Here is a 25089-nt window from a genome sequence, read left to right as displayed (position 1 = left end):
GCGTATGTGTTGTTCATGGGTCATGGGTTTCTCCAAAAAGTCATCGGGCGCTGGCAGGGACCAGCATGTCGGCGATCGCCTTCTGGCCGCGCGCGCGTGCATGCTCCAGGGGGTCACGCCCCGGCCGTCGGCGAGGTTGACGTTGGCGCCGCGCTCGAACAGCAGACGCACGATTTGCTGATGACGTGGGCCGCCGTCGCCGAACAGGATGGCTTCGAGCAGGCCCGTCCAGCCAAGGTTGTCGACGTGGTTCACGTCGATGCCGGCGTCGAGCAGCGCCCTGACGACCGCCACGTGGCCGCGCTCGCACGCCGGGATCAGTGCGGTGCCGCCGTAGCGGTTGGTGCTCTTGAGGTTGGCGCCGTGTGCGAGCGTCATGCGCAGGATGTCGAGCCGCCCTTCCGCGCCAGCCAGCAAATAGGCGCTATCGAGCCGCGTGTTCTGCGCGTTGACGTTGGCGCCGGCGTCGATCAGCACGCGCGCCGTGTCGACGTGGTTGCCTTGCGTGGCCAGCAGCAGCGTGTTGCCGCCACCGTCGCGCACGTCCACGGGCACGCCCTGCTTCAATTGCTCGAGCACCTTGGCAGTGTCGCCCTGTGCCGCGGCCTTGAGCAGCCATGCGGGCTCGCCGGCTGCCGCGCCGCCTGCGGCCGCGCCCCATGCGCAAGCCAGGACGATCCATCGCTTCCAGACATGCAACGCCATGCTGCAGCCTCGCGCATGTAGTCAACAAGCGGACGATTATGGTTGCGCCCCTACATATGTTCAAATTAAATAGTTGAATCGCACCCAGTGGGTTTCCAAATGATCGATCTGGTCTTGCTGCGCAGCTTTGTCACCGTGGTGGATACGGGCAACTTCACGCGCGCAGCCGAACACCTGCACCTGACGCAGTCGACCGTCAGCCAGCAGATCCTGCGGCTCGAGCAGCAACTGGACTGCCGCCTGCTGGACCGCAGCCAACGCCAGGTGCTGCCCACGGAAGAGGGCGACCGCCTGCTCGGCTACGCCCGGCGGCTGCTGCGGCTGGCCGACGAAGCCAGTGAGGCGCTGAGCCCCGAGCACACCGAGGGGGTGCTGCGCCTGGGCGTGCCGGAAGACCTCGGCAGCGGTGCGTTGATGCCGCTGATTGCCAGCTTTGCGCGCGAACGCCCGCGGCTGCGCCTCGAAGTGGAAAGCGGCCTCTCGCATCACCTGCTGCGCCAGTACCGCAATGGCGATCTGGACTTGCTGCTCGTCAAGCAATGGGGCACCGACAGCGACTGCCATGCACGCTGGGCCGAGCCGATCTGCTGGATTGACAGCGCCGAGCGGCCGCACATGCTGCTGCCCGGGCCATCGCAACCGTCGCTGCCGCTGGTGGCGTTTCCGGTAGGCGCGCTGTATCGGCAGGAGATGCTGCACGCGCTGGAATCGATCGGGCAGGCGTGGCGCATCACGTATTCGAGCCCGAGCCTGGCAAGCCTGTGCGCGGCCGTCAGCGCGGGCCTGGGCGTAAGCCTGCTGCCGGCCAGCTGCGTGCAGCCCGGGCACCGCGTGCTCGGTGCGGCGGATGGCTTTCCGGAAATCGGCGGGCTGGAACTTGCGCTGTTTGCGCGGCCCGACCTCGACAGCGCGGGCCGCGTGCTGCGCGATCGCCTGGTCGACATGTGCAGCGCACGCGCACAGGCGTTGCTCTGCGCCGCAGGCTGAACGCCAAAGAAAAAGCCGGACCCGCTTGTCGCAAGGTCCGGCTTCGTACGGCTTGGGCGCAGGCTTATGCCGCCTCGGCCAGCGGCACGCGGATGAGGTGGTCGAATGCCGACAGCGCGGCCTTCGCACCATCGCCGGTGGCGATGATGATCTGCTTGTACGGCGTCGTGGTCGCATCGCCTGCGGCAAACACGCCTTCCGCGCTGGTCTGGCCGCGCGCATCGACGACGATCTCGCCAAAGCGGTTGCGCTCCACCGCGCCATCCAGCCATTCGGTGTTGGGCACCAGGCCGATCTGCACGAACACGCCTTCGAGCGCGATCTCATGCTCGGCGCCGTCCACGCGGCTCTTGTAACGCAGGCCGTTGACCTTCTGGCCGTCACCCGTGATCTCGGTGGTCTGCGCGTTGGTGACGATGGTCGCGTTCGGCAGGCTTTGCAGCTTGCGCACCAGCACGGCGTCCGCCTTCAGCTCGCCGGCAAACTCGAGCAGCGTGACGTGGCTGACCAGGCCGGCCAGGTCGATGGCCGCCTCCACGCCGGAGTTGCCGCCGCCGATGACGGCCACGCGCTTGCCCTTGAACAGCGGGCCATCGCAGTGCGGGCAGTACGCCACGCCCTTGTTCTTGTATTCCTGCTCGCCCGGCACGTTGACGTTGCGCCAGCGCGCGCCGGTCGACAGGATGACCGAACGGCCCTTGAGCACCGCGCCGTTGGCCAGCGTCACCTTGGCAAAGCCGCCCGGCTTGTCCGCAGGGGTCAGCTTGACCGCGCGTTGTGCGTTCATGATGTCGACCTCGTACTGACGCACGTGCTGCTCCAGCGCGGCGGCAAACTTCGGCCCTTCGGTCTCCTGCACGGAGATGAAGTTCTCGATGCCCAGCGTGTCGAGCACCTGGCCGCCAAAGCGCTCGGCCACCACACCGGTGCGCACGCCCTTGCGCGCCGCATACACGGCCGCAGCGGCACCCGCCGGGCCACCGCCGACGATCAGCACGTCAAACGCTTCCTTGGCAGCCAGCTTCTCAGCGTCACGCGCGACGGCGCCGGTGTCGATCTTGGCCAGGATCTCTTCCACGCCCATGCGGCCCGTGCCGAACATCTCGCCGTTCAGGAACACGGTCGGCACGGCCATGATCTGGCGCGCCTCGATCTCGCCCTGATACAGCGCGCCGTCGATGGCGACGTGCTGGATGCGCGGGTTGATGACCGACATCACGTTCAGCGCCTGGACCACGTCCGGGCAGTTCTGGCACGTGAGCGACATGTACGTCTCGAAGCGGAAATCGCCTTCGATGTTGCGGATCTGCTCGATGACGTCGGCATCGAGCTTGGGCGCATAGCCTCCCACCTGCAGCAGCGCCAGCACGAGCGAGGTGAACTCGTGGCCAGTCGGCACGGCCGCAAAGCGCACGCTCACGTCGGCGCCGGTGCGGCGGATCAGGAACGACGGCGCGCGCTCGGCGGCATCGCGTTGTTCGGTGAGCGAGATCATGCCGGACTGCTCGGCCACGTCGCGCAGCAGCTCCATCATGTCGCGGGAGCCCTCGCTGTCATCGACGTTGGCGACCAGCTCAATGGGCTGCACGAGGCGTTCGAGGTAGGCCTTCAGTTGGGCCTTGACATCAGCATCCAGCATGACGACTTCCTTTTTGTTCGTTGAATCCGTGACAGGGCGCGGCACATGCCTGCGCCCTTAAGCAAACGGCCGGCAGAGCCGGCCGTTTTTTCTGCTGCATTCCTGCAGCAAACAGCCTCACAACTCAGATCTTGCCGACCAGGTCCAGCGACGGCTTGATCGTCTTCGCGCCTTCGTTCCACTTGGCCGGGCACACTTCGCCCGGGTGGCTGGCGACGAACTGGGCAGCCTTGAGCTTGCGCAGGGTTTCCTTCACGTCGCGGGCGATGGCGTTGTCATGCACTTCCATCGTCTTGATCACGCCTTGCGGGTCGATCACGAAGGTGCCGCGCAGGGCCAGGCCTTCTTCGGGGATGTGCACGCCGAAGGCGTTGGTCAGTTGGTGCGTCGGGTCGCCCACCAGCGGGAACTGAGCCTTACCCACGGCCGGCGAGGTTTCGTGCCACACCTTGTGCGAGAAATGCGTGTCGGTCGTCACGATGTAGACCTCGGCGCCGGCCTTCTGGAACTCGGCGTAGTTGTCGGCGGCGTCTTCCACTTCGGTCGGGCAGTTGAAGGTGAATGCGGCCGGCATGAAGATCAGCACGGACCACTTGCCCTTGAGCGACTCTTCCGTGACTTCGATGAACTTGCCGTTGTGGAACGCTTGGGCCTTGAACGGTTGGACTTGAGTATTGATCAGCGACATAGTGGTTTTCAGTAGGTTGCTTGGTTGACAACGGGAGTGATCGTATCGCCGTTCCGTCAATTGCACAAGTTGATTGATCTTATTTTTTCGATTGTTTTTTTCTATTAAAAGACAACCATGGCACCCGGACTCGTTGGCCCTCCGCGCCCCAGCGCGGTTGCCATGGCATGGAGGAAATTACACAACGCATACGCAGGTTGCACACGCTGCACGTGCCGGCTCCGCGGCACGTTTCATGCACCGCAAGGCGCCGCGCGGAGCGGATCGCAGCCTTGTCAGCGTCTGTCTGACTGGCATAGGTCTTGCGCGAAGGGGGAGATCGCAAACCTCCGTCACGCACCGGAGCCGTGCCATTGCTCATGCAGTTGGCCGATCCGGCGATGGCGGTTCCCCCGGGAGCATGACCTTGTCGCTGAACGTCCTTTTTGTCGCTTCGGAAGCTGTGCCGCTGGCCAAGACCGGCGGGCTTGCAGATATGGTCGGCGCATGCGCCGTCGCGCTGCGCCGGGCCGGTCTGCAGGTGACCGCGATGCTGCCGGGCTATCCCGACGCCATCGCCCAACTGCAGCAACCCCGCACGCTATGTGAATGGACCGACCTGCCCGGGGGGCCCGCGCGGCTGCTCAGCGGGCACGTGGGTCCGCATGCGATTCCGGTGCTGCTGTTCGATGCGCCGGCGCTGTTCGGGCGGCTGGGCAATCCGTATCTGGACCACCACGGCGAGCCGTACGACGACAACGCCTTGCGCTTTGCTGCATTCAGCCATGCAGCAGCGCGGGTGGCCGCGGGCGTGCAGGGCGCGGGGCGCTTCGACGTCGTGCAGGCGCACGACTGGCATACCGGGCTCGTGCCGCTGCTCGTCAAGCGCGCGGGCGCGCGGGCCAGGACGGTCTTTACCGTGCACAACCTGGCCTTCCAGGGCAATTTCCCGATGAGCGTGGTGCCGCAGATCGGCGTGCCGGCCGATGCGGCGCACGAGGCCGAGTTCTGGGGACAGTTCAGCTTCCTGAAGGCGGGCCTGCTGTGGGCCGACCGCATCACCACCGTAAGCCACGCCTATGCGCGCGAAATCCTGACCGAGGCGGCCGGCTGCGGCATGGAAGACCTGCTGCGCGCGCGCCAGCAAGACCTCGTCGCCATCCTCAACGGCATCGACAACGAGGTGTGGAACCCGTCGAAGGACCCCCTGCTGCCGCAGCCGTTCGCGGCATCGAACCTCACCGGCAAGCACACCGCCAAGCGCGTGCTGCAGCAGCGCTTCGGCTTGCCGGAGGATGCGCAGGCGCCCCTGCTCGCCGTGGGCAGCCGCCTGACGCATCAGAAGATGGCCGATGTGACGCTCCAGGCGTTGCCGCAGCTGCTCGAATCGAACCCGCGCCTGCAGGTGGCGGTGCTCGGCTGCGGCGAACACCAGTACGAGAGCGGCATGGCCGAACTCGCGGCACGCTACCCGCGCCAGATGGCCGCGAAGATCGGCTACACCGAGGCCCATGCCCACCTGCTGCACGCGGGCGCCGACATCCTGCTGCACGGCAGCCGCTTCGAGCCATGCGGCCTGACGCCGCTGTACTCCATGCGCTACGGCACGGTGCCGGTGGCCTCCCGCGTGGGCGGCCTGATCGACACCATCACAGACCTTGGGTCGCCGGAGGCGGCGCTGCATGGCGCCACGGGTTTCCTGTTCGACGGCGAGACGGCCGACGCGATGGTGGCGGCGGTGGACCGTGCGCTGCGCGTCTTCGCACAACCGCAAGCGTGGCGCGTCCTGCAATACAACGGCATGACGACTGACTTCGGCTGGTCGCAGCCCGCACGCGAGTACGTCGCGCTGTATCGCACGCTGGCGCCCGCGGCCACGCCCATGCCGTCGGTGGCGCTGGCGCAGGCCCCCGCCACGCCGGAGCCGCTGCCGACCCATCGCGCCGATGCGCCCGCGCGCGCGCCGGCACGGCGGCGTTCGACGGGCTTGTCCGATGAGGTCCGCGCCCACGCGGTGGCACGCGCAGCCAGCACCGAAAAGATTCGCGCCTGATCGTATCGGCGCCCCGCCCCGGTTTCACGCATGCCCCAGACCAAGAAGCCCAACACCACCGCACCACGCAAGAACACCGCAGCGCTCAAGGCCGCCAAGCCCCCGGGCAGCGAAGCCCGGGCGGTGGCCCGGACGGCGGACCGGCCTCGCACCGCGCCGCCGCTTTACGCGCCTGCCATCTGCTATCTGCATCCGCTGCAGCTGGGGCGGCTGGACCGCTGGGAAGGCGTGCTCGACCGCATTGCGTCGCTGGGGTTCGACCACGTGTTGATGGCCCCGCCGTTCCAGACCGGCGCGGCGGGCAACGTGTTCGTCACGCGTGACCACGCGCAGTTGCATGACGCGCTGGGCGGCGGCCCGGCCGATGCCGCACTGGCGACGCTGGCGCAGGCGTGCCGCGCGCGCGGCCTGACGCTGCTGCTCGATCTCGTGATCGACCGTGTGGCGACCGATGCGCCCTTGCGCGCCGACCACCCCGACTGGTTCGCCAGCCACGCAGAAGACGGCGACGCGCTGGACCCGCGCCTGCCGCCCTCGCACCTCGAGGTGGCCTGCTTCCGCCACGACAACCCGCACTACGGCGACGCCATCCTCGCGTGGTGGACGCAACAGCTGCGTGCGTGGGCCGCGCTCGGCATCGGCGGCTTCCGCTGCGAAGCACCGGCGCGCCTGCCCGCCCAGCGATGGCAGGCGCTGATGGCCGACACCCGTGCCGCGGCCCCGCCAGACCCAGGCCTGCGCTTCCTGGCCTGGACGCCCGGCATGGACGCCGCAGCCGTTGACGCCTTGGCCGGTGCCGGCTTTGATGCCACGTTTTCGTCGCTGCGCTGGTGGGATTTCCGCGCCAGCTGGATGGTGGAAGAACACGCACGGCTGGCGGCCGTGGCACCGCCCATCGCCACCGTGGAAGCGCCGTTCGGCACGCGCTACGGCCAGGCATTCGGCGACGCGATGGTGCGCGAACGCGCGTATCGCCGCATCCTGCATGTGGCCGACACGCTCGATGCGGGCTGGCTGATGCCGCTCGGCTTCGAGCGCGGCGCGCTGCTGCCCATGCTGGCCGACCGCGGCGATCCGTCCGATCAGCAATGGATCGACGCGCACGCTGCCTTCGACCTGAGCGATGCCGTGCGCGACGTCAATGCGACCATCCGTGCGGCGCGCGATGCCGGCACCGTGGCGCCGCACGCCGAGCTGCGCATGCTCACCGGGCCCGATGCGCCGGCCACGGCCATGCTGCGTGCCGACGGGCCCGACCTGCGCGCCGGCGATGCAGCCACCCTCGTCGTCATCAACCCCGACCTGCACATGGGCGTCTCGGTGCACGCAGACCACTTCCTGCCCGGCGTGGCAGGCGGTTTCACCCGTGGCGTGGCGCTGGACCTGCTCACCGAACCCATCGGCAGTTGCGACGACGCACTGCGCCCGAAGGCCCGGCCCCTGGCCGAGATCGACCTGCTGCCCGGCGACGTGCAGGTCTGGCGTGTGTTCCGCAGCGCGCCCGTACGCTATCCGGCGGCAGAGAAGACCGCGAAGCGCGCGCGCATGAAAGGCGACGATGCAAAGGCACCGGTCAACGCTGCCATTGCGGCGCCGCGCATCGGGATCGAACACGTGCAGCCGGCCGTCGACGATGGCCGCTTTGCCGTCAAGCGCCTGGTGGGCGATGACATCGTCGTCGAAGCCGATGTGCTGATGGACGGGCACGACCAGCTCGCGGTGCAGCTGCTGTGGCGCGCGCAGGATGAAGACACCTGGCAGCAGGTGCCGATGGTGCCGCTTGGCAATGACCGCTGGCGCGGCGTGTTCCGGCCCGAACGGCTCGGGCGGCACGTGTATGCGGTGGCTGCGTGGCGCGATGCGTTCGGTACGTACCGGTCGGAGCTCGAGAAGAAGCACGCGGCCGGGGTGGACGTCACGCTGGAGCTGGAAGAAGGCACGCGGCTCGTCGCGCAGGCGGCCGAGCATGCGCCCGCCGATGCGCCCGCCGGGGCGCTGCACAAGCTGGCGCAACTGCTCGCAGATGCCGATCCGGCGCATCGCCTCAAGCTGCTGCTGGATCCGCCCACCGCACACGTGATGGCACAGGCCTCGCACTATCGGCCGTTCTACGTGGAGACCGCGCCGTACCCGCTCGAGGTCGAACGCGGCGGCGCTGCGTTTGCGAGCTGGTACGAACTCTTTCCGCGTTCCGCCTCGGGCGACGAGCACCGGCACGGCACCTTCGACGACGTCATCCGCCGGCTCGGCGCCATTCGCGGCATGGGCTTCGACGTGCTGTACTTCCCGCCCATCCACCCGATCGGCCGCACCAACCGCAAGGGCCGCAACAACAGCCTGCAGGCCGCGCCGGACGACCCGGGCAGCCCATACGCCATCGGCGCGGAGGAAGGCGGGCACGATGCCATCCATCCGCAGCTCGGCACGCTGGAAGACTTCCGCCGCCTGCGCGACGCGGCCCGTGAGAAGGGCCTCGAGCTGGCGCTGGACTTCGCCATTCAATGCTCACCCGACCACCCGTGGCTGCGCGAACACCCGGGCTGGTTTGCGTGGCGGCCCGACGGCAGCATCAAGTACGCAGAGAACCCACCCAAGAAATACGAAGACATCGTCAACGTCGACTTCTACGCGAATGACGCCAAACCCGCGCTGTGGCTGGCGCTGCGCGACGTGGTGATGTTCTGGGCCGACGAAGGCATTCGCCTGTTCCGCGTCGACAACCCGCACACCAAGCCGCTGCCGTTCTGGGAATGGATGATCGCAGAGGTGCGCGCGCGCTACCCCGACGCGGTGTTCCTCTCCGAGGCGTTTACGCGGCCGAAGGTGATGTACCGGCTCGCCAAGGTCGGGTTCTCGCAGTCGTACACGTACTTCACGTGGCGGCACACCAAGCAGGAGTTCATCGATTACCTGACCGAGCTCACGCGCACGCCGGTGCGGGAATACTTCCGCCCCCATTTCTTCGTCAACACACCGGACATCAACCCGGTGTTCCTGCAGACCTCCGGCCGGCCGGGCTTCCTCATTCGTGCCGCGCTGGCGGCCACGCTGTCTGGCCTCTGGGGCGTCTACAACGGCTTCGAGCTGTGCGAGGGGCGCGCGATACCGGGCAAGGAGGAATACCTCGACTCCGAGAAGTATCAGCTGCGCGCGTGGGACCACAACCGCCCCGGCAACATCGTCAAGGAGATCGCGCTGCTCAACCGCATCCGCCGCGCCAACCCGGCCCTGCACTCGCACCTGGGCGTGACGTTCCAGCCGGCATCGGGCGAGCACATCCTGTTCTTCAGCAAATCGACGCCGCCCGTGCTGCCGACCAACCCGGCGGAACTCGCCAATGCGCTGCAGCATGGGCAGCAGGACCGCTTTGGCGACAACACGCTGTTCGTGGCCATCAACCTCGACCCGCACCACGCACATGAGTCCGACATCGAACTGCCGCTGTGGCAATGGGGCCTGCCCGATCACGGCGCCCTGATGGCCGAGAACCTCGTCACCGGCCACCGCACGGTGTGGCGCGGCAAGTGGCAGCACATCCGCCTGGAGCCCGAGCAGCCGTTTGCGATCTGGCGCGTACGTCCGGCACTGCCCTCGGAGGAACAACCGTCATGACGCGCAACCCGACCGCGCTGCTGGTGGACGATCCGCTCTGGTACAAGGACGCCGTCATCTATCAACTGCACGTCAAGTCGTTCTGCGATTCGAACAACGACGGCGTGGGCGACTTCCCCGGCCTGATCTCCAAGCTCGACTACATTGCCGAGCTTGGCGTGGACGTGATCTGGCTGCTGCCGTTCTACCCATCGCCGCGCCGCGACGACGGCTACGACATTGCGGAATACCGCGGCGTGCATCCGGACTACGGCACGATGGCCGACGTGCGGCGCTTCATTGCCGAGGCGCATGCGCGCGGCTTGCGGGTCATCACCGAACTCGTCATCAACCACACGTCGGACCAGCACCCGTGGTTCCAGCGCGCGCGACGCGCCAAGCCGGGCTCGGCGCTGCGCGATTTCTACGTCTGGTCGGACAACGACAAGAAGTACGCCGGCACGCGCATCATCTTCATCGACACCGAGCCGTCCAACTGGACGTGGGATCCGGTGGCCAATGCGTACTACTGGCACCGCTTCTATTCGCACCAGCCCGATCTCAACTTCGACAACCCGCGCGTGCTCAAGGCCGTGCTGGGGGTGATGAAGTTCTGGCTGAACCTCGGTGTGGACGGCCTGCGGCTGGATGCGGTGCCCTACCTCGTCGAGCGCGAAGGCACGTCCAACGAGAACCTGCCCGAGACACACGCCGTGCTGCGCAAGATCCGCGCGGCAATGGATGCGGAATTCAAGAACCGCCTGCTGCTGGCCGAAGCCAACCAGTGGCCGGAAGACACGCAGGAGTACTTCGGCAACGGCGACGAATGCCACATGGCGTTCCACTTCCCGCTGATGCCGCGCATGTACATGGCGATCGCGCGTGAAGACCGCTTCCCGATCACCGACATCATGCGGCAGACGCCCGAGGTGCCGCCCAACTGCCAGTGGGCGATCTTCCTGCGCAACCACGACGAGCTCACGCTCGAGATGGTGACCGACGCCGAGCGCGACTACCTGTGGGAGGTCTACGCCAGCGACCGCCGCGCGCGCCTGAACCTCGGCATCCGCCGGCGCCTCGCGCCGCTGCTCGAGCGCGACCGCCGCCGCGTGGAGCTGATGAACAGCCTGCTGTTCTCGATGCCCGGCACGCCCGTCATGTACTACGGCGACGAGATCGGCATGGGCGACAACATCCACCTGGGCGACCGCGACGGCGTGCGCACGCCCATGCAGTGGTCGCCCGACCGCAACGGCGGTTTCTCGCGCGCCGACCCCGAGCAGCTCGTGCTGCCGGCCATCATGGGCTCGCTGTACGGCTATGAATCGGTGAACGTGGAAGCGCAGAGCCGCGATGCGCATTCGCTGCTGAACTGGACACGCCGGCTGCTCGCCACGCGCAAGCGGCATCGCGTGTTCGGGCGCGGCTCGATCCAGTTCCTGCAGCCGGCCAACCGGAAGGTGCTGGCGTATATCCGCGCGCTCGAAGGGGAGGCGCCGATCCTGTGCGTGGCGAACCTGTCGCGCGCTTCACAAGCGGTGGAGCTCGATCTTTCGGCATTTGCGCAGCGCGTGCCGGTAGAGCTGATCGGCGGCACGGCGTTCCCGCCGATCGGGCAACTGTCGTACCTGCTCACGCTTCCGCCGTATGCGTTCTACTGGCTGGAGCTGCGCGAGAACGAGCCCGGCCCCACATGGGCGCAACCGGCCGCCGAGCAGTTGCCCGAGTTCACCACGCTGGTGTTGCGCGCGGGGCTGGATACGCTGGCCGACACGCGCCAGCGAGAAGCACACCGCCAGCTGATCGAGCGCGAGATCCTGCCGACGTACCTGCCCAAGCGCCGCTGGTTTGCCGCCAAGGACAGCGTGCTGCGCAGTGCAAAGTTCGCGTGGGGTGCGACGGTGCCGGTCGATGCAGCGTCCACGAACCGTCCGCTGGCCGGCGCGACACGGCCCGAGGTGTTCTTCAACGAAGTGGCCGTCACGCTGGGCGGGCCCGACGGCTCGGAGCGCGTCGAGCGCTACCTGCTGCCGCTGTCGATCGCCTGGGAATCGGCCACGCTGCCCGCGCTGCCGATCCAGCTTGCGCTTGCGCGCGTGCGGCGCGGCCGCCATGTCGGCTACCTGACCGACGCCTTCACCACCGAGACGTTCGCGCGAGCGCTGCTGACCAACCTCGTGCGCGGCACCACGCTCGAAGCCAACGACGGCGCGGTGCGCTTCGAGCCGGAGCCGAACATCGCCGAGCTGGACCAGCCGCCCGAAAGCACCGAGACCGGTGCGACGCCACTCGCGGCGCTGCCGCTGTCGCCGGATGCGCCCATCCATTGGCTGGCTGCCGAGCAGTCGAACAGCTCGCTGGTGATCGGCGAATCGGTGATCGTCAAGCTGATCCGCCGCATCGCCCCGGGCGTGCACCCCGAGGTCGAGATGACGCGGCACCTCACGCGCGTCGGTTACGCCAACACGGCGGCGCTGATCGGCGAAATCGCGCACGTGAGCGCCGACGGAGAGCGCGCCACGCTGGCCGTCATGCAGAGCTTCGTCCCGAACCAGGGCGACGCCTGGACGTGGGCGCTCGACTACCTGCGGCGCACCATCGACGAGTTGGCGGTCGTCACGGAAGGCGTGACGCGGGGCGACGGCGAATCCTCTCCGGTGGCCGTGACGGAAGCGCGCACCGACACCGACGAGGCGCTGGCCGGATACGTCGCTTTCATGGGCACGATCGGCACGCGACTGGGCGAGTTGCATGCCGCTCTCGCCGCCCCCACTGAAGATCCGAACTTCGGGGCGCGCCTTGCCGACCCCGACGACGCCAACTACTGGACGGCCCGCGTGCACGAGCACCTGACGCGGGCGCTGGACCACCTGGCGGCGTGGCAGCAACAGAACGCGCCGCATGCAGACGTGCAATGGCTGCTGTCTGAACGGCAGGCGCTGCTGGACGCCGCCAGCGAGCGCGCGCAGGCGGGCATCGGCGCCAGGCTGTCGCGCATCCACGGAGATTTCCACCTGGGTCAGGTGCTCGTCGCGCAGGGCGACGCCTTCCTGATCGACTTTGAAGGCGAGCCGTCGCGCCCGGTGGAAGAGCGCCGCCGCAAGACCAGCCCGCTGCGTGACGTGGCCGGCCTCATGCGTTCGCTCGACTACGTGGTCGGCGCCATGCGGCAAGGCCCCGAGCACGTGGCCGGGCCCGCACAGGAACGGCGCGACCACCTGCTGGAGCTGTTCCGCTCCGCGTCTACCGAGCGCTTTCTGGAAGCCTATGCGGCGGCCATCCGCGGGCCCGACCTGAACACCCTCCACGCGCCCGTGGTGGACCTCGATCTGCTCGACCTGTTCCTGCTGGAAAAGGCCGCGTACGAGGTGAACTACGAAGCGGCCAACCGGCCGGCCTGGCTACCGATTCCGCTCGCCGGCCTCACGCGCGTGGCACGCCGCCTGCTGCATGCCGAACCACCCCAACCTGCTGCGGAAGACTCGACCGGAGGCCCACCGTGACCGCGCTGGACTTTGCCAACCCGCCCAAGGCGGCCGCGCCCGAGCCGGCCGTCGTGCTGCCGCCAGGCGTCGATCAGGCGCAGGTGGACGCGCTCACGCACGGCCGCCTGGGCGATCCGTTCTCCGTCCTGGGGCCGCATCGCGTGGACGGCAGCGAGGGCCCGCGGTGGGTCGTGCGCGCCTTCTACCCCGGCGCGCGCCGCGTGCAGACCATCGATTCACGCGGCCAGACGATCACCGAGATGACACAGGTCGGGCGCACGGGCCTCTTCCACGGGCCGCTGCAGGCCGATGCACAGGACGTGTACGGCCACCCCGAGGCCTATCGGCTGCGCATCATCTGGCCCGCCGGCACCGGCCACGAGGCCGTGCAGGAGACCGAAGACCCGTATGCCTTCGGCCTGCTGCTCGGCGACGACGACCTGCGGCAGATCAACGAGGGCACGCACTGGCGCCTCGCCGACTGCCTGGGCGCACACGCGGTGAAGATGGACGGCATGACGGGCGTGCGCTTTGCCGTGTGGGCCCCCAACGCGCAACGCGTGTCCGTGGTGGGCGACTTCAACCAGTGGGACGGCCGCCGCCACCCGATGCGGCTGCGCCACGAGGCCGGCGTGTGGGAGCTGTTCCTGCCCAGCGGCCTTGGTATCGGCCCCGGTGCGCGCTACAAGTTCGAGCTGATCGGCGCCGACGGCCACCTCGTGGTCAAGGCAGACCCCGTTGCGCGCCAGACCGAGCCGCCGCCGGCCACGGCGTCCGTGGTGGCGGACCCGTCGGCATTCCGCTGGGGCGACGATGCATGGATGCAGACGCGCGCCGAGCGCCAGCAGCCCGAGGCGCCCATCGCCATCTACGAGGTGCACGCCGGTTCCTGGCTGCGTGACCTGGAAGACGGCCGCCGCAGCCTGCACTGGGACGAACTGGCCGATCGGCTGATCCCGTACGTAAGCGCCCTCGGCTTCACGCACATCGAACTGCTGCCGGTGGCCGAGCACCCTTTTGGCGGCAGCTGGGGCTACCAGCCGCTCGGGCTCTTTGCGCCATCTGCGCGCTTCGGCGCGCCGGAGGCGTTCGCGCGCTTCGTGGATCGATGCCATCAGGCCAACCTCGGCGTCATCGTCGACTGGGTGCCCGCGCACTTCCCCACCGACTCGCATGGCCTTGCCCGCTTTGACGGCACCGCCCTCTACGAGCACCAGGACCCGCGCGAAGGGTTTCACCAGGACTGGAACACGCTCATCTACAACTTCGGCCGCAATGAAGTGCGCGGCTTCCTGATCGCCAGCGCGCTCGAGTGGCTGGAGCGCTTCCACATCGACGGCCTGCGCGTGGATGCCGTGGCGTCGATGCTGTATCGCGACTACTCACGCCGCGCCGGCGAATGGGTACCCAACCGCTACGGCGGCCGCGAAAACCTCGAAGCCGTGGCCTTCCTGCAGCAGATGAACACGCTGGTGCACGAACGCTGCCCCGGCGCCATCACGATCGCGGAGGAATCCACCGCGTGGCCCGGCGTGACCGCGCCCGTCGAGTTCAACGGCCTGGGCTTCGACTACAAGTGGAACATGGGCTGGATGCACGACACGCTGCACTACATGCAGCGCGACCCGGTGTACCGCCAGCACCATCACGACGGCATGACGTTCGGGCTCGTCTATGCATTCTCCGAACGTTTCATCCTGCCGATCTCGCACGACGAGGTCGTCCACGGCAAGGGTTCGCTGCTCGGCAAGATGCCCGGCGACGAATGGCAGCGCCTGGCCAACCTGCGCGCCTACCTCGCCTTCATGTGGATGCACCCCGGCAAGAAGCTGCTGTTCATGGGATGCGAGTTTGGGCAGGTGGGCGAATGGAATCACGATGCCTCGCCCGAATGGCACCTGCTGGACGACCCGAGACACCGCGGCGTACAGCGGCTCGTGCACGACCTCAACGCGCTGTACCGCAGCGAACCTTCACTGCATGCGCGCGACTGCGCGCCGGAGGGCTTCAACTGGGTGATCGGCGATGACCGCACCAACAGCGTGTTCGCGTTCCTGCGGCTGGACGGCGATGGGCGGCCGATGCTGGTGGTGGCCAACATGACGCCCGTGCCGCGCGAAGGCTACCGGATCGGCGTGCCGCCGGCAGACGGCGCCGTGCAGTGGCGCGAGGTGCTGAACACCGATGCCGCCGTGTATGGCGGAAGCGACCTCGGGAATGGCGGCGCGGTGGATGTGGACCATGTCGGGTCGCATGGGCAGGGGCAGTCGCTGGTGTTGAGGTTGCCGCCGTTGGGGGTCGTGGTGTTTAAGGTTTGAGGTTTTCGGGTTGTTGGTTTTGGTCGGGGTTGGGGTTGGGGGTTTTTGTTGTTGGGGCATTTCTGTTTCCCCCCCTGCCGCGGCTGACTCACTGTCTTTGTCTTGCCAAAGAGAAGCAGGTCGGCCACAGCAGGGGACGATACGAGGCATGCACCACAAGCACCCGCCCCGGCAAGGGCGAGAACCAAGGGACGCACCACAAAAAAAATAGCTCCACTCAACCAGAGCAATCCAAAGGGGACAAAACCACCAGGCAAAAAACAACGCCTCACGCACTCAACCAATGCTCCGCCTACCAAGCACGCTAGCCCCCGGCAAACCCTTCCCCTTAGGCGCCCACTGGGATGGCCTTGGCATCAACTTCGCTGTCTTCTCGGCCAATGCGAGCAAGATCGAACTCTGTCTGTTCGACCCCACCGGCCGCAAGGAGCTGACCCGCTTCGCCCTGCCCGAATGCACGGACGAGGTCTGGCACGGCTATCTGCCCGGCGTGGAGGCCGGTCTCGTCTACGGCTACCGCGCCTATGGCCCCTGGGAGCCGCATCACGGCCATCGCTTCAATCCGCACAAGCTGCTGCTCGATCCGTACGCGCGCCGGCTGGTGGGCGGCTTGCGCTGGTCCGATGCGCTCTTCGGCTATCGGCTGAACTCCAACCGCGGCGATCTCTCTTTCGACCGCCGCGACAGCGCACCCGCCATGCCCAAGGCCGTGGTGACCGACGAATCGTTCAACTGGGGCAACGACGTGCGGCCGAACACGCCGTGGTCGCGCACGATCATCTACGAAGCGCACGTGCGCGGGGTGTCGATGCTGCGCGACGACCTGCTGCCGCCCGAGCGCGGCACCTTCAGTGCGCTGGGCGACAGCGTGTTCATCGAGCATCTGCAGAAGCTCGGCGTGACGGCCATCGAGCTGCTGCCCATCCATGCGTTCCTGCAGGACCAGTTCCTGGTGGAGCGCGGGCTGCGCAACTACTGGGGTTACAACACGCTGAGCTTCTTCGCGCCCGAGCCGGCCTACCTGTCGACGCCGTCGCTGCACGAGCTGAAGGTGGCGATCCGGCGGCTGCATGCGGCGGGCATCGAGGTGTTTCTCGACGTGGTCTACAACCACACCTGCGAGGGCAACGAGCTGGGGCCGACGCTGTCGTTCCGCGGGCTCGACAACGCGAGCTATTACCGCCTCGTCCCCGGCCAGGAGCGCTACTACATCAACGACACCGGCTGCGGCAATACGCTGAACCTGTCGCACCCGCGCGTGCTGCAGATGGTGATGGACTCGCTGCGCTACTGGGTCAACGCGTTCCACGTGGATGGCTTCCGCTTCGACCTCGGCGTCACGCTCGGGCGCGAGGGCAGCGGGTTCGACCCGGGCGCGGGCTTCTTCGATGCCATCCGCCAGGACCCGGTGCTGTCGACGGTCAAGCTCATTGCCGAGCCGTGGGACGTGGGCCCCGACGGCTACCAGGTCGGCAACCATCCGCCGGGCTTTGCGGAGTGGAATGACCGCTTTCGCGACGGCATCCGCCGTTTCTGGCGCGGCGATTCCGGCCAGCGCCCCGATCTGGCCGCGCGCCTGACCGGCAGCGGCGACCTGTTCGACCGGCGGCACCGCAGGCCGTGGGCGTCGGTCAACTACGTCGCCTCGCACGACGGCTTCACGCTGCGCGACCTCGTCACCTATGCCGAAAAGCACAACGAGGCCAACGGCGAAGACAATCGCGACGGCCACAACGACAACTGCAGCGCCAACTGGGGCACCGAAGGCCCTACCGAGGACGCCGCCATCGTCGAGACGCGCGAACGCGTCATGCGCGCGATGCTCGCCACGGTGTTCTTCTCCAACGGCACGCCGATGCTGCTGGCAGGCGACGAATTCGGCCGCACGCAGGCGGGCAACAACAACGCGTATTGCCAGGACAACCCCGTGTCGTGGCTCGACTGGTCATTGCTGCAGACAGACGCGGGGCAGGCGCTGGCGCGCTATACCGCGCGGCTGATCGCGCTGCGCAAGGCCAGCCCCGCCCTGCGCTGGCCCCACTATGTGCACGGCAACACCGAGATCCTGCCCGGCGTGCAGGACATCGCCTGGTTCGACGAACGCGGCCAGATGCTCTCGCCCGAGGCCTGGAACGACAGCGAAGCCCGCGCACTGACGCTGCGCCGCGCCTGCATCGAAACCATCGACGGCCAAGGCGAGGAACAACGCCCGCACGTGGCGCTGCTGCTCATCAACGGCGCTGCCACCGACCTGACCTTCACGCTGCCGGAACCGGCCATGGACTGGCTGCTGGCCCTCGACAGCGCGGCGCCGGAGCGTGACGCCCGCCCGCACGCCGGCAGCACGCTGCAGGTGGCCGGGCGCAGCGTGGTGCTGCTGCTCGCCACGCAGCTCGCCAGCATCGCGCAGATTGCCGGCCACCCCGAAGCCGACGCCCGTGGCGAAACCGTCGGGCATGTTCCCGAAGCCGGCAGCAGCGCACCGAGCGAAGCGCCGGCGCAGCCGGCCGAAGACGAGCGCACCACGCCCACCGCCGGCAACGCACCCACCGGAGACGCCACACCATGAACGAACCTGCCCCGCGGTTTGCGCACGACATGCCGTTCGGCGCCGCCGTCCTGCCCGACGGCACCACGCGCTTCCGGCTCTGGGCGCCCGATGCGGCCAACGTGTGGATCGACGTCCAGAACATCGACGGCAACGTGGCCTTTCCCATGGAGGCCGAACCCGGCGGCTGGTATGCGGCCGTGGTGCCCGTGGGCGCCGGCACGTGCTACCACTATCGCGTCACCAACCGCGAGGGCGTGACGCTCTCGGTGCCCGACCCGGCCTCGCGCGCGCAGTGGCAGGATCTGCCCGGTCCCAGCCTCGTCGTCGATCCGCAAGGCTACCGCTGGCAGCACCCCGAATGGCAGGGCCGCCCGTGGCATGAAACGGTGCTGTATGAACTGCACGTCGGCGCGCTGGGCGGCTTCAACGGCGTGCGTGCGCGGCTGCCGGAACTTGCGCGGCTGGGCATCACGGCCATCGAGCTGATGCCGGTGGCGGAGTTTCCCGGCGCGCGCAACTGGGGCTACGACGGCGTGCTGCCCTTCGCGCCGGAGGCCAGCTACGGCACGCCGGACGATCTCAAGGCACTGATCGATACCGCGCATGGGCTCGGCATGATGGTCTTCCTCGACGTGGTCTACAACCACTTCGGGCCCGACGGCAACTATCTGCACCACTACGCGCGGCGCTTCTTCCGCGACGACGTCCAGACCCCGTGGGGCGCGGCCATCGATTTCCGCGTGCCCGAGGTGCGCGAATTCTTCATCCAGAACGCGCTGATGTGGCTGATGGAGTATCGCTTCGACGGGCTGCGGCTCGATGCGGTGCACGCCATCACCGAGCGCGACTGGCTGGGCGAGCTGGCCGGCCGCGTCCGGACGGCGACGGAGCCCGGCCGCCATGTGCACCTGGTGCTCGAGAACGAGCACAATGCCGCCTCGCTGCTGCGCGATACCGAGCGCCACGGCGATTTCGAAGCGCAGTGGAACGACGACGGCCACAACGTGCTGCACGTGCTGCTCACCGGCGAGCGCGAAGCGTACTACGCCGCCTACGCCGACGCCCCCGCCCAGCATCTCGCACGCGTGCTGCAGGAAGGCTTCTGCTACCAGGGCGAGCCGTCGCCGATCCACGACAACGTGCCGCGCGGCGAGCCCAGCGCCCATCTGCCGCCCACGGCCTTCGTGCTGTTCCTGCAGAACCACGACCAGATCGGCAACCGCGCCTTCGGCGAGCGCCTGACCCACCTCGCCAACGCCGATGCCCTGCATGCGGCGCAGGTGTTGCTGCTGCTGTGTCCGCAGATCCCGATGCTGTTCATGGGCGAGGAATGGGGCAGCCTGTGCCCGTTCCTGTACTTCACCAGCCACCACGGCACCCTGGCCGAAGCGGTACGGGACGGACGCCGCCGCGAGTTCGCCAAGTTCGCCGCCTTTGCCGACCCGCAGCAGCGCGAGCGCATTCCGGACCCGAACGACGAGCGCACGTATCTTGCGTCGTGCCCCGGCAAGGCCGATGAGAGCCATCCCGAATCGCTGGGCTGGCTCAACCGTACGCGCCAGTTGCTGACGCTGCGCAACGGGCAGATCATTCCGCGCCTGCCCGGCACGCGCGCGCTCGATGCGGTGCCGCTGGGCAAGGCGGGCGCCATCGCACGGTGGCGCCTGGGCGACGGCAGCGTGCTGACAATCGTGCTGAACCTGGCCGACCAGGCCGTCGCCGTGCCGACGGTGCTGGCGGGCAACCCGGCCGATCTGCTGCATGAATCGCGCGAAGGCGCGGCCGCCGCCCTCGCCGGCCATCGCATGCCGGAACGCGCGTGCGTGGCCCTGCTGCAGGCACCGTCGCACAGCTGAACCTGTTCAACGCACCATGGATCGCACCCCCCACGCACCCCGTTCACCGTTCACGCCGCTGCAGCAGCTGGCCAGCGATGCCGGCCTGATGGTCGACTGGGAAGACGCGGCCAGCCGCCCGATGCGCGTGGCCGACGACGTGCTGCGCGCCGTGCTGCAGGCGCTGGGCCTGTCCGCCGGCACACCAGCCGAGGTGGAAGAGAGCCGCGCGCGCCTGCGCGCCGAGACGGACGCATCCGCCATCCCGCCGCTCGTCACCGGCGTGGTGGGCCAGCCGATCGTTGTGCCCACGTCAGCCGCCCACGCGGCACGACTCGGTGGGCAGACATACCGCATCGATTTCGAGCACGAGGGCCGCACAGAAGGCAAGCTGGGCGTGAGCGCCGACACGCAGCACGCCACGCTGCGGATCGCGCCCGTGCAGGTGGCGGGGTACCACCGCCTGTGCATCGATACCGGGGCCGGCGCCGCCATGGAAGCGACGCTCGCCATTGCGCCGCCACGCTGCTACGGCGTGGCCGACGCGCTCGGGCAGCACGATCGGGCGGCAGACCGGCGGCTGTGGGGCGCCTCCGCCCAGCTCTATGGGCTGCGATGCGGCGGCGAACACGCGGCGTGCAGCGCAGGCCTGGGCGACTACACCGCTGCCGGCACGCTGGCGCGCCATCTCGCCCGGCATGGGGCGGATGCGCTGGCGCTCAGCCCGGTGCATGCGATGTTCACGGCCGACCCGCATCGCTACTCGCCGTATTCGCCGTCGAGCCGCCTGTTCCTGAACGCGTGGATGATCGACCCTGCCGCACTCTTTGGCGAGCAAGCCGTGCGCCAGACGGTGATCGACTGCAACCTCGTCGACGACTACGCCCGCCTGGAAGCCACCCCGCTCATCGACTGGCCGGCCAGCGGACACGCCCGCATGACGGTGCTGCGGGCATTGCATCGGCGCATGCGGCAGCCGGCGTCGGGCGACCATGCCGCACAGGCCCTGCTGGAGGACTACCGCGCGCACTGCGCCGCGGCCGGCCGCAGCCTGCTCGATCATGCGCACTTTGAAACGCTCCACGCGCACCTGGGCCCGGCGCACTGGAAGCAATGGCCCGTGCAATACCAGCACCCGGCGTACCTGGCCGTCGAGTCGTTTGCGCGCCAGCACCAGGAAGCGGTGGATTTCCATCTCTTCCTGCAATGGGCCGCGTCCCGGCAGCTGGCCGCGGCGCAGCGTGCCGCCGAAGAGGCCGGCATGGCCATTGGCCTGATCGCCGATCTGGCCGTGGGCACGGACAGCGCGGGCAGCCACGCGTGGGCCTGCCAGAAGGACTTGCTGATCGGCGTGACGGTTGGTGCGCCGCCGGACGTATTCAATGCGCACGGCCAGGGCTGGGGTCTGACCACGTTCAGCCCGCGCGCGATGCGCTCGCAGGGCTTTGCCGCGTTCATCGACATGCTGCGCGCGGTGATGGCCGTGCCCGGCGGTGTGCGCATCGACCACGTGCTCGGCCTCATGCGGCTGTGGGTGATTCCGGACGGCGCACGCCCGCTCGACGGCGTCTACCTGCGGTATCCGCTGCAAGACCTGCTGCGGCTCGTGGCGCTGGAATCGTGGCGCAACCGCTGCATCGTCATCGGCGAAGACCTGGGCACCGTCCCCGCCGGCCTGAGGGACCAGCTCGCCGACGAGGGCCTGCTCGGCATGCGCATCCTCTGGTTCGAGCGCGACTACACGCGCGAAGACGCACCCTTCCGCGCGCCGGGCACCTGGGCACCGGCATCGGTGGCGATGACGAGCACGCACGACCTTCCGCCGCTGGCCGGCTGGTGGGTCGGCAACGATCTGCGCTGGCAGGGCAAGCTCGGCCTGCTGCCGATCGGCATGAGCGAGCGCGAGGCGAAGGCGCGCCGCATGGAAGACCGCGCGGCGCTGGTGGCCGCGTTTGCGGAATACAACCGCGGGGCTTCCGCCGATGACCGCACGCCCGTGATCGAGGTAGCGCCCTTGCTCGCTGCGCTGGAACAGGCACGCGCGGCCGACGACGACACCGAGGCCGAAACGATCCTCCAGGCCACGGCGCAGGACTTCGTAACGGCCGCCGGCATCTTCACAAGCGCCGCGCCGACGCCGCTGGCCCTCGTTCCGCTGGAAGACCTGCTCGGCCTCGTCGAGCAGCCGAACCTGCCCAGCACGGTGGACACGCATCCCAACTGGCGCCGCCGCCTGCCCGGTCCGCTGGACGCACTGCTGGACGGGCCTGCCGTGCAGGCACGCATGTCGGCGCTGGCAACCGCACGCAACGAGACGCCATGACCACGCCCACCGCAGCGCCGACACCGCAAGCCTTCCCCCGCGCCACCGTGCGGTTGCAATTGCACCAGGGCTTCACGTTCGACGACGCGCGGGCGCTGCTCGACGACTTTGCCGCGCTCGGCGTCTCGCATCTGTACACGTCGCCCATCACCACCGCGCAGCCGGGCTCGATGCACGGCTACGACGTGACCGACCCGACGCGCGTGAACCCTGAACTCGGCGGTGAAGCCGCGCTCGAGCAACTGGTCGAGGCACTGCATACGCGCGGCATGGGGCTGATCGTCGACATCGTGCCCAACCACATGGGCGTGGGCGGTGCGCACAACGCGTGGTGGCTCGACGTGCTCGAATCGGGGCCCGACAGCGCCTACGCCAACTTCTTCGATATCGACTGGCAACCCGCCAACCCGGCGCTGCGCAACAAGGTGCTCGCGCCCTTCCTCGGCGAGCCCTATGCCGATGCGCTTGCCGGCGGCCGGCTCACGCTCGAGTACGACCGCACCGCCGCGCGGCTGGCGGTGGCGTATTACGACCACCGGTTCCCGATCGCCCTGGATGATTACGCCGCGCTGCTGCGCACCGGCAACGCAGACACCGCCATGCACGCGGTGGCGGATCGCTTTGCCGCCGTCGGCACGCCGCGCTCCGTGCGCACGCGCCGCGAGCGCGCCGAAGAGGCCCGCGAAGCGCTGCGCCACCTTGCCGCCACCGAAGCCGGCGCCGCGCACATCGCCGAAGCGGTGCGCGCGATCAACGCACGGCCCGATCAGCTCGATGCGCTGATGGCGCGCCAGCACTGGCGCCTGAGCTACTGGCGCACCGCCAACGACGAGATCAACTGGCGCCGCTTCTTCGACATCAGCTCGCTGGCCGGCCTGCGCATGGAGCGCCCGGAGGTGTTCGAAGCCACGCATGCGCTGCTGTTCCGGCTCTATCGCCAGGGCTGGATCGACGGCGTGCGCATCGACCACGTGGACGGGCTGGCCGACCCGGCCGCCTATTGCCGGCAACTGCGCCGGCGCCTGGAGGCCGAACACGCCGCCCGCCCTGCCGACCGGCGCACGGGGCAGCCGTGGATCGTCGTCGAGAAGATCCTGGCGCACGACGAAGCCATGCGCACCGACTGGGGCGTGGACGGCACCAGCGGCTACGACTTCATGAACCAGGTCGGCGCGCTGCTGCACGACGCACGCGGCGAACATGCGCTGACCTTGGGCTGGCTCGAATGGATCGACGCACCGCCGTCGGAGGCGCCGTTCTCGGCCACGGCGCTGCGTGCGCGGCGGCAGATCCTGCACGAGCACTTTGCGGCGGAACTCGATGCCGCAGCCACCGCGCTGCACGCCGTGGCGCAGCAGCGGCGCGACAGCCACGACATCACGTGGCATGCGATCCGCCGCGCGCTGGCCGAGCTGGTCATCCATTTTCCGGTGTACCGCACGTATGCGCATGCGCAGGGGCGCGACGCGCAGGACACGGCCATCGTGCGCACCGCCATGGCCGGGGCCGCCGCGCGGCTGCGCCGCTTGGACCAGCCGGTGCTCGATTGGCTCGATGCCTGGCTCGGCGCGCAGCCGGCAGGGCCGGACCGGTTGCGGCAGCTGGCACTGAGGCGGTGCCAGCAGTTGTCATCGCCCGTGGCGGCCAAGGCGGTGGAGGACACGGCCTGCTACCGCTACGGGCGGCTGCTTTCCCGCAACGAGGTCGGCGCAGACCCCGGAGCATTCGCCATGAGCGCGGCTGCCTTCCACGCCGCCATGCAGGTGCGCGCCCACACTTGGCCGCGTGCGATGCTGACCACCGCCACGCATGACCACAAGCGCGGCGAAGACGTGCGGGCACGGCTGGCCGTGCTGTCGGAGCGGCCGGCGCAGTGGCTCGCCGCGGCGCGCCAGTGGCGCAGCGAACACGCGCGGTGGGTGCAGCCCTTGGCCAGCGGCCCGGCGCCTTCGCCCTCCGCGCAATGGATGCTGTACCAGACGCTGGTGGGCGTATGGCCCGCGGCATTGGACTGGCGCGACGCCGATGCCGTCCACACCCTGGCCGAGCGCGTCGCGCTCTGGCAGGAGAAGGCGCAACGCGAAGCCAAGCAGCGCACGGACTGGTTTGCCCCCGATGCCGAGTACGAGGCGGCCAGCCGCGCATTCGTCTTCACGCTGCTCACGGGCGAGGCCGCGGCCACGTTCCTGCCATCGCTCGCCGCGTTCGTGGAGAGCCTGGCGCCCGCCGCGGCCGTCAACGGGCTCGCCCAGACGCTGCTGCGCGCGACCGCGCCCGGCGTGCCCGACCTGTATCAGGGCGCCGACTTCTGGGACACGAGCCTCGTCGATCCCGACAACCGGCGGCCGGTGGATTATGCGGCGCGGCATCGCGCGTTGCGGGCGCTGCATGCGCATGCCGGACACAGCCTCGCCTCGCTGCTCGGCCACTGGACGGACGGCCGCATCAAGCAGGCCGTACTGGCCCGGGCCCTGGCGCTGCGCGCCGCCCTGCCTGCGGTATTCAGCTCGGGCGACTACCAGCCGCTGGCCGTGACGGGCAGCGGCGCGGAGCACGTGCTGGCATTCGCGCGGCAGCATGAAGGGCAGGCGATCGTCGTGATCGTGCCCCTGCACGCGTCCGCGCTGCTGGGCCACGCCGCCACACCGGCCTTTCCCTCCGGCGCCTGGCGTGACACCACGGTCTGCCTGCCGGCGGCGCTCGCCCACGCCACCCTGCATAGCGCGTTCGACGGCCAGATCCTGCGCACGCCGCGCCTGGCGCTGGGACAGGTGCTGGCGCAGTTGCCGGTCGCCCTGCTGCACACCTGACGCACCACGCCTCTTCACGGGTTAACACCGACTGCGTCGGCCCTTCGCGCGTCTTACAATTCATCTATTCATATAGATGACTAGAGCAATGTGTGATGAGCACATCGCTTGCGTCGCCCGGAGGA

At 68.7% G+C, this 25089-nt stretch carries 11 protein-coding genes and 1 pseudogene; 9 read left to right on the top strand and 3 right to left on the bottom strand.

Annotated elements, in window-relative coordinates; all coding sequences use genetic code 11:
• Positions 1-40: 40 nt before the first annotated feature.
• Positions 41-705: pseudogene (locus TK49_RS20085) on the bottom strand (ankyrin repeat domain-containing protein).
• A 99-nt stretch (positions 706-804) separates the two neighbouring features.
• On the opposite strand from TK49_RS20085, the gene TK49_RS20080 reads away from it, so the two are divergent.
• Positions 805-1692 (top strand): LysR family transcriptional regulator, encoded by an 888-nt coding sequence (locus TK49_RS20080; protein ID WP_045219425.1) that lies wholly within the window; start codon positions 805-807, stop codon positions 1690-1692.
• A gap of 64 nt (positions 1693-1756) precedes the next feature.
• Here TK49_RS20080 and ahpF read toward each other — a convergent pair whose 3' ends face one another.
• Positions 1757-3331 (bottom strand): alkyl hydroperoxide reductase subunit F, encoded by a 1575-nt coding sequence (gene ahpF / locus TK49_RS20075; protein ID WP_045219423.1) that lies wholly within the window; start codon positions 3329-3331, stop codon positions 1757-1759.
• A gap of 124 nt (positions 3332-3455) precedes the next feature.
• Positions 3456-4019, bottom strand: coding sequence for an alkyl hydroperoxide reductase subunit C (ahpC, locus tag TK49_RS20070; protein WP_045219422.1), 564 nt, complete (start codon positions 4017-4019; stop codon positions 3456-3458).
• A gap of 400 nt (positions 4020-4419) precedes the next feature.
• Here ahpC and glgA point away from each other — a divergent pair, with 400 nt between their 5' ends.
• The 8 genes from glgA (at position 4420) to treY (ending at position 24964) form a co-directional block, all read left to right on the top strand.
• Positions 4420-6051, top strand: coding sequence for a glycogen synthase GlgA (gene glgA / locus TK49_RS20065; RefSeq protein WP_045219420.1), 1632 nt, complete (start codon positions 4420-4422; stop codon positions 6049-6051).
• Positions 6052-6081: 30 nt separating this feature from the next.
• Positions 6082-9663, top strand: a complete 3582-nt coding sequence (locus TK49_RS20060) for a maltotransferase domain-containing protein (RefSeq protein ID WP_052698630.1) — start codon at positions 6082-6084, stop codon at positions 9661-9663.
• Positions 9660-13145 carry a maltose alpha-D-glucosyltransferase gene (treS, locus tag TK49_RS20055; protein ID WP_045219418.1) on the top strand — a complete coding sequence of 1162 codons (3486 nt, stop codon included), beginning with the start codon at positions 9660-9662 and terminating at the stop codon, positions 13143-13145. Before TK49_RS20060 ends, treS begins: the two co-directional genes overlap by 4 nt.
• Positions 13142-15445, top strand: coding sequence for a 1,4-alpha-glucan branching protein GlgB (gene glgB, locus TK49_RS20050; protein ID WP_045219416.1), 2304 nt, complete (start codon positions 13142-13144; stop codon positions 15443-15445). Before treS ends, glgB begins: the two co-directional genes overlap by 4 nt.
• A gap of 283 nt (positions 15446-15728) precedes the next feature.
• Entirely contained in the window at positions 15729-18014 is a 2286-nt protein-coding gene (gene glgX, locus TK49_RS20045; protein WP_045219414.1) for a glycogen debranching protein GlgX, read from the top strand.
• Positions 18011-19852: a malto-oligosyltrehalose trehalohydrolase gene (treZ, locus tag TK49_RS20040; protein WP_045219412.1), complete on the top strand. Its 1842-nt coding sequence runs from the start codon at positions 18011-18013 to the stop codon at positions 19850-19852. The genes glgX and treZ overlap by 4 nt, the downstream gene beginning before the upstream one ends.
• A 16-nt stretch (positions 19853-19868) precedes the next feature.
• Complete coding sequence (malQ, locus tag TK49_RS20035; protein WP_045219409.1) at positions 19869-22154, top strand: 4-alpha-glucanotransferase; 2286 nt, start codon at positions 19869-19871, stop codon at positions 22152-22154.
• Positions 22151-24964 carry a malto-oligosyltrehalose synthase gene (gene treY / locus TK49_RS20030; protein ID WP_045219407.1) on the top strand — a complete coding sequence of 938 codons (2814 nt, stop codon included), beginning with the start codon at positions 22151-22153 and terminating at the stop codon, positions 24962-24964. The genes malQ and treY overlap by 4 nt, the downstream gene beginning before the upstream one ends.
• Positions 24965-25089 lie beyond the last annotated feature (125 nt).

It is taken from the genome of Ralstonia mannitolilytica (assembly GCF_000954135.1).
In the GTDB taxonomy this organism is placed as follows: domain Bacteria; phylum Pseudomonadota; class Gammaproteobacteria; order Burkholderiales; family Burkholderiaceae; genus Ralstonia; species Ralstonia mannitolilytica.
Note: the sequence above shows the minus strand (reverse complement) of the source record. Positions and strands in the feature narration are given on the sequence as shown.